Annotated in this window: 8 protein-coding genes; 4 read left to right on the top strand and 4 right to left on the bottom strand. The window is 33.2% G+C overall.

From position 1 onward, the window contains the following. Positions 1-217: 217 nt before the first annotated feature. From FVQ77_12700 to FVQ77_12690, 3 genes are read right to left on the bottom strand one after another with little or no spacing between them, the layout of a single operon-like run. Entirely contained in the window at positions 218-436 is a 219-nt protein-coding gene (locus FVQ77_12700) for a hypothetical protein (protein MBW8051173.1), read from the bottom strand. Then, positions 429-1,082: a methyltransferase domain-containing protein gene (locus FVQ77_12695; protein ID MBW8051172.1), complete on the bottom strand. Its 654-nt coding sequence runs from the start codon at positions 1,080-1,082 to the stop codon at positions 429-431. Before FVQ77_12695 ends, FVQ77_12700 begins: the two co-directional genes overlap by 8 nt. Before the next feature lie 49 nt (positions 1,083-1,131). Next, a complete protein-coding gene (locus FVQ77_12690; protein ID MBW8051171.1) occupies positions 1,132-2,496 on the bottom strand; it encodes an amino acid permease in 1,365 nt (454 codons plus the stop codon). 44 nt (positions 2,497-2,540) lie between these two features. Here FVQ77_12690 and FVQ77_12685 point away from each other — a divergent pair, with 44 nt between their 5' ends. From FVQ77_12685 to FVQ77_12670, 4 genes are all read left to right on the top strand, one after another. Then, positions 2,541-4,610: a glycosyltransferase family 39 protein gene (locus FVQ77_12685; protein MBW8051170.1), complete on the top strand. Its 2,070-nt coding sequence runs from the start codon at positions 2,541-2,543 to the stop codon at positions 4,608-4,610. A gap of 227 nt (positions 4,611-4,837) precedes the next feature. Next, positions 4,838-6,706, top strand: coding sequence for a hypothetical protein (locus FVQ77_12680; protein ID MBW8051169.1), 1,869 nt, complete (start codon positions 4,838-4,840; stop codon positions 6,704-6,706). 136 nt (positions 6,707-6,842) lie between these two features. Further along, entirely contained in the window at positions 6,843-7,256 is a 414-nt protein-coding gene (locus tag FVQ77_12675; GenBank protein MBW8051168.1) for a hypothetical protein, read from the top strand. A 313-nt stretch (positions 7,257-7,569) separates the two neighbouring features. Continuing rightward, positions 7,570-9,105: a LamG domain-containing protein gene (locus tag FVQ77_12670; GenBank protein MBW8051167.1), complete on the top strand. Its 1,536-nt coding sequence runs from the start codon at positions 7,570-7,572 to the stop codon at positions 9,103-9,105. 132 nt (positions 9,106-9,237) lie between these two features. Here the strand turns inward: FVQ77_12670 and FVQ77_12665 are convergent. Further along, on the bottom strand, positions 9,238-10,401 hold a 1,164-nt coding region (locus tag FVQ77_12665; protein MBW8051166.1), incomplete at its 5' end, for a T9SS type A sorting domain-containing protein.

Raw genomic sequence — 10,401 nt, 5'->3', positions numbered from 1 at the left:
CAGATTTTTCTAAAATCATCATTAAAAATTGTAAATTTACAGATAAGGTGTTTTGTTTTGATTGTTTTGAATAATAAATTTAAACCACGAATTACACTGATTTAAAAAAATTATCGGCTATAAAAGAGATGAAGTCAGGGGCTTATTCGAATAAAACAGTGGTCGTATTACTGTTATTAACAAGCGATTCTGTAATAACCGCAATATTCAAAAAAAATTAGTTTTTCTTTAGAATAACAACTACTTCATTTTCTCTTTGATCTCTTTGAAAAACCAGCTCAATATTAAATTGAAATTCCATATCCTGCTTTAATTTAACAAAAAAGTCCAGGAGATCAATTTGTCTCCAAACATTGTAATGAATACTATAATTCATATTCATCAAATGTGTAATTTCTTTTTCTATTGCCTCCTCGCCCTCTGTCTTATTAACCATTGTAACCCATTCTCTGAAATGCTCTTTTCTGGACCCCCTCCGGACCTTCTTCATAATCCTTTAATAAATGTTCAAAAGATGTGATTGGGCGATCTTTATCAAAAGTATATCTCTTATCAGGTACAGCCAGGTACAATATTCCTCCGGGTTTTAACACCCTCAAGAAGTTCTCAACAGCTGCTATAGGATTCTGGCAATGTTCAAGAAAATGACATGCAATGACAAAATTCAGGGATGAATTCTGGATTTTTATTAAATATTCCCCATCATCAACGATGTCAACCTCCACCAATTCATAGTCTTTTAATAATTCAGGGTAATGCTTTTCCAGTTCAGACTTAGGTAAAATATCTACATATTTTACGGAAGCTGAAGGCGGTACTTTTAATGGCAAATGTAGTGCACCGATCTCAATTCCATTTCCTGTCAGGTACAAATTAGCAATAGATTCACGATCAATCTTTTCTATTCTCACTGTATCCATGTTCTGAACAATTGTAGTAGTCTTTACTTCAAAATGATTCTTTATAGCCTCTTTGACTCCAACAGGAATCATTTTTTTAAATGTTTTCGGCATTACAAGAGGGAAGATCAGCATACCAATAATTACTATTAAAGCCCCGTATTTAAAATTATTTGTTTTCATTTTTCTTTAATAAATTTAAAAATTCAAATAGATTGTTTTTTTTTACAACTCAAAATATTTTCAGGTTTTTATTTAAATATTTGTCAGCAAAATAAATAATAAATCCAGAAAAGGTAATAATTAAACCCGCCAATGATTCATAAGGTTTATACAGTAAACCAAAAATTAAAATCGAGGTACTAATGACAATAAATATTATTGGTGTTATTGGGTAACCGAATGTCTTATAAGGCAATGCAATATCAGGATGTTTAATTCTATTTATGATCACTCCCGCTACGGTTAAAAGAGTAAACAGATTTAAAGTAAAGCCGATGTAAATAATGATCTGTTCAAATGAAGATGTAATAACATAAAAAACAGAGATTAAACATTGTATTAAAAGAGCCCTTGAAGGTACTTGATATTTGTTTTTGCGTGAAAAATACTTTAATAATTTATGATCTTCTCCCATAACCTGGGTAACCCGTGGCCCCGTAATGATTAATGAACTCATCGTAGAAAGCAGCAAAAAAGCAATTATTAAACCCGTGAGATTGCCAATTTGTGGGCCTAATAATTTATAACCATATAAATATCCGATTTCAATCTGTCCACTCATCTCTTTAATTGGAATCGTATAAAGAAAAACGAAATTTAACATGATGTATATAAATGAAACCAATATAGTCCCTGAGATCAGGCTTAGAGGAATATTTTTGGAAGGATTTTTAATTTCACCTGCAATATATACAACCGCATTCCAGCCCGAATATGAATATGAAACAAAGAAAAGTGATATGGCAAATGCCGGTGTGATCATTTCGTTTAATGCTGCAATATTTAATGTAAAGTCAATATTCGTGTGCTTATTATGAAAAATCCCTAATAGAATTAATAACAGAATAACCAATATTTTGAAAGCTGTCATGATATTTTGAAATGAAGCGCCTATTTTTTTATGGAAAGAATGAACAGCAGTTAAAACAACAATAATGGAAATTGCAATAAATTTTGAAGTAAAAATTAAATGAGTGTTTTCTGATATATCTGTTAATAGTAGTGAAGATTTCAACGAACTTAACAAATACCAGCTGAACGCAATTGAAGCAGCAGCAAGTGGGGCAGCAAAACCTACCAGACAAGAAACCCAGCCCGCTAAGAAACCAATGCTTTGGTGGTAAATAACTGAAAGTAAATGATATTCGCCCCCCGATCGAGGTTTAGCAGCACCCAATTCTGCGTAGGCAAATGCACCAAATAAAGAAATAGCTCCACCCAGGAACCATAAAGCCAATATTGCAAAACCGGAAGTAAGATCTTTAACCTGAAATCCCAGACTTACAAAAACGCCCGTACCAATCATATTGGCAACTACAATTGAAGTAGCTGTATAGAAACTGAAAGAGTAATTGTTGTATTTTGCGGAAAACATTTGATTACAATTTACTAATTAATTGTGAAAAATAGAATTAATTAATGTTATGTTTTAATATTTTTGCCTCTACAATGAAATCAACCATATTCTATTTTACCAGATCAAGAATTTATTGGATTCTTTTAGTTTTAATCCTGCTATCAGTCACCCTCCTCCGCCTCCGTCTCCTCAACTTCCCACTCGAACGTGACGAAGGTGAGTTTGCCTATATGGGACAATTGATCCTTCAGGGTATACCGCCCTATAGTGAAGCTGCCAATATGAAGCTGCCCGGAACTTATTATATGTATGCCCTTATGATGGCCATATTCGGACAAAGCACAGCAGGCATTCACTTTGGGTTTCTTATGGTAAACCTGGCAAACATTGTATTGATGTATCAGTTATCACGAAAGCTGTTGAATTCATATTCCGCAATATTTGCTGCGGCAACCTACGCGATCTTATCTTATAACCATTCCGTTTTGGGCTTTGCTGCACATGCTACGCATTTCGTAGTGCTGGCAGCTTTAGGTGGTTTTTTGCTTTTACTTAAAGGGCTGGAAAATAATAGGTTGCCAACCTTCTTTTGGAGCGGTTTTTTATTGGGCATTGCCTTCATAATGAAACAACCCGGGTTATTTTTCATCCTGTTTGCACTGGCGTATATTAACTGGAACTTATTTCAGAATAAGCCCCTGAAACAGGGAAGGTTTTTAAAAGTGAACGGAACCTTCATTGTTGGATCCATCATTCCATTTGCTTTTATTCTTCTATATCTTTCTATTGCAGGGGTTTATGATAAGTTTTCGTTCTGGGTTTTTGAATATGCGCTTAAATATGGCTCTGCAACGGATTTTTCCTATGCATTAAAAACTCTCGCAGGAGCGATCATATATGTAACAGATGGTTTTCTTTTATTATGGATAATAGCATTAGCAGGATTATTGTTATTGCTTCTCGATAAGTTTAGCCGTAAACTAAAAATTTTTATCCTGCTTTTGTTCATTTTTTCCTTTATTTCTCTCTTTCCCGGGTATTATTTCAGGCCACATTATTTTGTGATGCTCCTCCCTACAGTGGCACTGTTGGTGGGATTGTCATTGTCTTACTGTACGGAAATAATGAGGCAGAAGTTTATATTACCTCAAATAAGTTCCGTTTTTACCGGTATTTTGTATTTGGGTATTGTGATGATAGGGGTCTTTGCTGAAAAAGATTATTTCTTTATGGCAGACAACAACACGATCTCAAGAAAAGTATATGAACTGGCGCCTTTCCCTGAATCAATAGAGATCGGAAAATTTATCAATTCCAGAACCAATGAGGATGATAAGATCTTTGTATTTGGCAATGAACCTCAAATCTATTTTCATGCCAACAGGCACTCGGCAACAAGCTACATGTATCTGTATCCGTTAATGGAAACCCATGATTATAATTTAAAAATGCAAAAAGAAATGATAAGAGAGGTTGAAGCTGCCAGTCCTGAAATTATTGTGGTTACTCAACCAATTTCGTGGAATATTCTGCCTGGTTCAGAAAAATATATTTTCAACTGGCTTAATAATTATACTTTGAATAATTATAAGCTTATTGGTATAGTAGATTTGTTGCCCGGTAAAGAAACGATTTTTAAATGGGATGATGAAACTACTAATTATGCTCCTGATTCAAACTACTCTATGTTGATTTTACAAAAAAGCCCTGATAAAGATTTTAATAATAAAAGTCATTATGGTCTTTTAAATCTTTATAGTTCAAATATTGTAGATTTAATTCTTCCTGTACCGACTAATAATATAACAGCTATTATAGATAGATTACAACCAACTGCAAATGCGCTGCAGATAGAAGGTCGGGCGATTATTGTTGGATATGATGCTGAAAATACTAATATATATGTTTGTTTTAAATCTGATAAAAATCAATACGTTATTAAGACAACAAGGATAAAACGACCCGATGTTACCAGCGCTCATCCTCCATTAAATCTTGATGATTCCGGATTTTCGGCTGTAGTCAATAAAGGTGAGCTGCAGTCCGGTGTTTATCAAATCGGGTTTTATATTATTAAAAATGATACCAACAAAGCTTTACAGTTTACTGATTTTAAGATCAATGTTCAATGAAGAACATAACTTAGTAAGTTGATCCCGAGTACTCGGGATGAAATTACTTTAAATTAGGTGAGTCCACTCTAAAAAGTAAAAAATTGAAAAGAAATCGTTTCTCGCAAAGACGCAAAGTTCGCAAAGGATTGAATATCAATTAGTTAAGTATATAACTTTGCGCTCTTTGCGCCTTTGCGAGAACCAAAAACACTTTTTAGAGTGGACTCTTAGGTAAAATAAAAAATATGATGCAAAACCTAAAAATAAATAACCTCCTTCTTCTTTTATTACTCATCCTGATAGCTTCTTTTGCTTTCAGCCTGTTCAAAAATATATCTTATCCCCTGTTATGGAACGATGAAGCAGAATGTGTCATGCATGGCAAGCGGGTATTGGAATTTGGTTATCCTAAAGTGCATGATGGAAAGAATGTGGTTTACCCGATGCGGCATTCCATCAAAAATTTTGCAATTGACGAACAAACAGATGCATATATTGGTATCGGCTGGTCTATGTTTTATTATTCAACCATCGGTATTTTAATAGCCAAAACGGCAGATGACCTTTATAAAAAGAGCGCTTTGCTAAGATTACCTTTCGCTTTATTAGGCCTGATTGGGATGGGTATTCTCGCATTATCTTTTTTACCATTTTTGGGAGATCGTAAGCAAAAATTATTGTTCCTGATCTTTTTTGTACTGTTCTCCTTACTGTCCGTATCCTTGGTGCTTCATTTGAGAGAAGTAAGATATTATTCCATCGTTATTTTTTTAGGCGCTTGTATTATTAATCAATATGTTAATTATACTTTTACCAGTACACCCCAGCACCAAATCATAAAATCTACAAATGATATTTGGTGTGGGGGTAAAATTTGCTTCTATCAATATCTCATTTTAATGACTATTTTTTTTGTGATATTGTTCAATACCCTTGCGCCTGTATTTTTTATATTTTCAGCCTTTATTGGACTATATGAAACTTTTCAATTCTTTTTTCATTTAAGTAAAAAATATTTAGATGAAAAAGGAATAGATCATTCTAACCCCTCTGTTTTATTAAAAAAAGAATTAAAAAGGTATCTAAGAGCTATATCTCCTTTAATCGTTGCATTTGTACTGATCATTCCGTTATTAATTTACTTTAAAACTTTTTATGTTTCAGGTGAGACCAACAAATTTTATAATTACAGCACCCAGGTTTATTTCAAACATTTATTTTCTGTTTTTGAGTATTTTGGTAAATACGAATTTATTTATTTAGCTGTATTTTTAAAAATTGTTTTTCTAATACTTTATTACAGAGTCAGAAACATAAATCAGAATTCAGAGTTCAGAGTAAAGAATTCGTCTTTAATGCAAAAATTGCAGGTTTCTAATTTTTTGACTTGCTTTTTCATTTTTTATATTGTTTTAATTGCCCTGTTTCCTTCTTATATTTTTACTCGGTATATTATTTTATTACTTCCAATATTAAGTGTTATTATTTGTATTGATATTTTAATCGTTTTTGAATTGATAAAAGAATTCAAACTTCAGGCACGCCTGCCTGCCCGCAAAATAGCAGGCGGGCGTGCCGAAACACTTCCCAGCCCAAACTCTGGCGTGCAGGCACGTGCTGAAGTTAAAAGAGTGATCATTGTTTCACTCTGTACTGTGTTTTTATTAAACGGAGCAAATAATATACCCGAAATAACCGGTCATATTTATGAAATGTTCCACAGGTATAAAGGTCCGTTAGATCATTTGATACCCTTTATCAAAGAGCAATATAAAGATACGGAAAATTTAGTGATTGCTGCCAATTATGAAGAGTGCGCTTATATGTATTACCTGGATAGCAAGGTAACGATGGGATTTGTTTTAAATAATCTGGAGGACGATCTCAAAACACAGCCAGATATAATAATTTTCAGAAAAGACTGGGGCTGGGTATATTCCAGGAGCGTCTTTGACAATTTTTTTAAAACAGCAGCATATAAACGGATTTTTTTTCCTGTTTACGACTACCCAACGAATAATATACCGGAATTAAATATGGAATACAGGCACCTGTTTCGTACCCGTTATGCAAAGAATGAAAATGAGAGGGTGGAGATTTATGTTAGACCCTAAGATATCCTTATCGTTAACTTTTTAACGATAATTTTATACATTAAACAATTTTTGTATCTTTGTTCTGTTTGTTAAAATCGCAGCCTTTGAAAAATCTAACAAATAGTAAAATTTTATTAAAACAAATTATTTATAAATGAAACTTTACAATTATATAAAAGATATTAATATCGATGGTATCAAAAGCGCTTTTCAGCTATTAAGTTTTTTTCATTCTGATAAAGGAAAATCTATTTTAAATGCGATTTCAAAAGACAAATTTTTGATTGATTATGAGAAAATGACTGTTGAGAAAGCTAAAGAATATATGTTATTGCTAAACATTTCAGAATTGATTGTCTCCTTGATAAACAATGATCCTGATATTGAAAATCTATTTCCAGCAGAAGTCAAGAATGCTTTTATGAATGTTTATTGCAAATTAATTCCGTGGAAAGAGATGTTTGAAGGAATTATTAATATTGATAATTTTGATGCTGAGCATTATGTTCTGAAAAAGGGATCTATTATACAATCCAAAAAAATACTAGCCGCTAAATTAGAATTTTGAAAGTTAATCAAAGAGATGTTGTGGAGGTATCTTTTCCTCTACCCAATGGTCAATTAAAGACACACCCTGCTATTGTTATTTCAAATGAGGTAGTTTTATGATATTGAAGAAATTTTTTACTGCGTCATGTTATCTACAAAAAAATATAATGACGAGTTTGTCTTTGAAATAACTCCTGAAATGTTTGTAAATAAAACCGAAGTTAGTTCATACGCAAAATGCCAGCTTATTAATATTTTTACTGAAAGAGACATTCTAAAACGTTCAGGAAGTATTAAAGTTGAAACCTTTAAAAAATTAATGAAAAAAATTAATGAGTCAGTATTTTCATTTGATTGTGTTTAAATCTTATATTGGGTATGCTCTTTTTACTGTTTTATTTGCTTGTAATAATAGAACTACAGAACCTGTAAAAGATCCCGTTGAATTTACCGGAGGCAATAAATTTATACATTTTAACACTTCCGGTATTCCCAATAGTACTTTTACTTATGAATTTTGGTTTAAGACTGATCAAATACATGAAATTGACAAAGAAGATCCTTTAACCGGAACTAATGGCGCTCAAGGTCAACATTTTGCTGTGTTCCCTGGATATGGAGGTGATGGAAATGCCAGAGGAACAGGTGTTTCAGTAGGAATAAATGGTGTTTCGCTATATGAACATAAAGCGAATTATTTAAATGCAAGGATTGTATATGAAGGCATATTAAAGGGATGGAATCACATAGCTGTTGTATATGATAACAATGCTCCGGCTTTGTATGTTAATGAGGTTAAAGTGGCGTCTAAAAAAGCAACTATGGATACTATTAAGCCAATTTTTTCACTCGGTACTCATTCTCATAATAATAAGTACTTTAAAGCTTTAATAGATGAATTCAGGGTTTGGAGCCGGGCTTTAACAGAAGATGAAATAAGATCAAATTTGAAATTTACATATACAGGTTTGGAAACAGGACTGGAAATTTATTACAACTTTGATACTTATAAAACCGACAAATTAATTTTCGATAATTCGGGTAATAAGAGGCATGGAGAAATAAATAGACAATTTAATTTCAGGAAATATCTGCATACTAAAAACAATCTTGCCAGTCAATCATCTGAATATGAGTTCTCTGATGTGGTAGATATAATTATCAATGATACGATTAACAATATTGAGTACCACATTGATAAATTGGAAGAAAGCAGCGTTGGGGTTAATATAATTGGATGGGCTTTTATAAAAGATACCAATGCTGTTAAAAATGAGATCTACCTGGTTTTAAGATATAAAAACAAGAGATATATTTTCAATACAAAGCCGATCAAACGTACAGATGTTACCAAAGCTTTTAAACTCTATGATCTTGATAATTCAGGGTTTTCAGCCTTTATCCCATTTTATAAGATCCAGCCAGGCAGCTATCAGATAGAAATATTTATTAATAAAAATGACAGCTTATATGCTTTAGTATCAACTGATAGTTATGTTCATTTACCATTCATAACCGAAACTAATAATATAAAATATTCATTAGAGGACTTTGAAGAATTTGAAGGGGGGTATAACGTGAGAGGTTGGGCTTTTATTGTTGGTAAAAATTCTGAGAATTCCATAATAAAACTTTGTATAAAATCCTCAACTGCTTTATATTATTTTGAAACAAACCTTGAGAAAAGACCTGATGTAACTAAGTCAGCTAATGGACTCTTTAACTTAGATGGTTCAGGGTTTCAAACATTTATTAATAAAGAAGATATTGAACCAGGAAAAAATGAAGTTGGGATTTATATTATAAAGGATGATACGATTGAGGCATTACAATTTACAAAACGATTCATCACTACCCATGAACTTTAATTTGTTGAGACCATTCCAAAAACTATATAAATTCCAGATATAAGGGTTGAGGTACTTTAATATTCAAAAAAAGAGGCAACTACTATTATATAGTCACCTCAATAATTTTATTAAAGATTAAATGTCACTTTATTACCTCGCCAGAAGAAACTTTTTTGTGATGGCTATATTGGCCGTTTCTACTCTTATGAAAAGAATTCCTTCCTGTTTTCCTGTTAAAGTAATCTTATTCTGAAGCTTTGAAGTGTTTAACTGCTTTAATAGTTGTCCATTCACATTATATACAGAAATAACACCTTTTCGGCTTTCATTTTGCAAAAAGTTAATGTAAATGGTATTGTCAATATTGTAAATTTCGATGTTGTTTTGAGCTTTTACAATATCCTCAATGCCAATTGCTGTTTTTAAGGTTATAGTGCTTGAAGATGCAGATAATGCATTGGTTATCGCATTTACTCCGTCAGCAACGCTTAAGACAAACACATTATATGGCATATTATTTACAATTGAGTTGCCCTTATTCGTGGTAGCTCCTGCTGCTAATGTTTGTGAAATATTAGCGCCCGTGGGCGTTACAGCAGTGTAATTTGCTGCAATAACAGCATTTGCAGAATCCAGATCAAAGGTTGATGCATCGACAGAATCTACAACAATAATTCTATATCCTGAAACTTTAGTTTCATCAAGAACCTTATCAAAAGAAATATGCAGGTCACTGCCATTGCCATTGTCAGCTGTATCTACCACAGCTAAATTGGAAATAGCACCAGCAGCAACAGGTAGCGCTGCCTGAAGTGTAATGACACTTGAAGATGCAGACAATGCATTGGTCAGTGCATTAACTCCGTCAGCCACACTCAAAACAAACACGTTATACGGCATTCCGTTTACAATGGCATTACCTTTATCGGTTTTAGCACCTGCGGCTAATGTTTGTGAAATATTAGCGCCTGTGGGTGTTACGGAAGTGTAATTTGCGGCAGTAACAGCATTTGCAGAATCCAGGTCAAAGGTTGCTGCATCGGCAGAATCCACAACAATAATTCTGTATGCGGAAACAGTGGCTTCATTAGCAGCCTTATTGAAAGCAACCTGCAGGTCACTGCCGTTTCCATTATCGGCTATATCGGATCCGGTTACTGTGCTTGCTGCATCTGCCGGCATTAACTGAAGTGTAACAACACCTGAGGCAGTAGACAAAGCGTTGGTCATTGCATTCACTCCGTCAGCCACACTCAAAACAAATACGTTATACGGCATTCCGTTTACAATGGCATTACCTTTATCGGTTTTAGC

Source organism: Cytophagales bacterium (genome assembly GCA_019456305.1).
GTDB lineage: Bacteria > Bacteroidota > Bacteroidia > Cytophagales > VRUD01 > VRUD01.
Note: the sequence above shows the minus strand (reverse complement) of the source record. Positions and strands in the feature narration are given on the sequence as shown.

Bases quoted from the DNA above. Each gene is read 5' to 3' on its own strand.
- FVQ77_12695 (MBW8051172.1), bottom strand. From the start codon at position 1,082: ATGAAAACAAATAATTTTAAATACGGGGCTTTAATAGTAATTATTGGT.
- FVQ77_12680 (MBW8051169.1), top strand. From the start codon at position 4,838: ATGATGCAAAACCTAAAAATAAATAACCTCCTTCTTCTTTTATTACTC.
- FVQ77_12670 (MBW8051167.1), top strand. From the start codon at position 7,570: ATGAGTCAGTATTTTCATTTGATTGTGTTTAAATCTTATATTGGGTAT.
- FVQ77_12690 (MBW8051171.1), bottom strand. From the start codon at position 2,496: ATGTTTTCCGCAAAATACAACAATTACTCTTTCAGTTTCTATACAGCT.
- FVQ77_12700 (MBW8051173.1), bottom strand. From the start codon at position 436: ATGGTTAATAAGACAGAGGGCGAGGAGGCAATAGAAAAAGAAATTACA.
- FVQ77_12675 (MBW8051168.1), top strand. From the start codon at position 6,843: ATGAAACTTTACAATTATATAAAAGATATTAATATCGATGGTATCAAA.
- FVQ77_12685 (MBW8051170.1), top strand. From the start codon at position 2,541: ATGTTATGTTTTAATATTTTTGCCTCTACAATGAAATCAACCATATTC.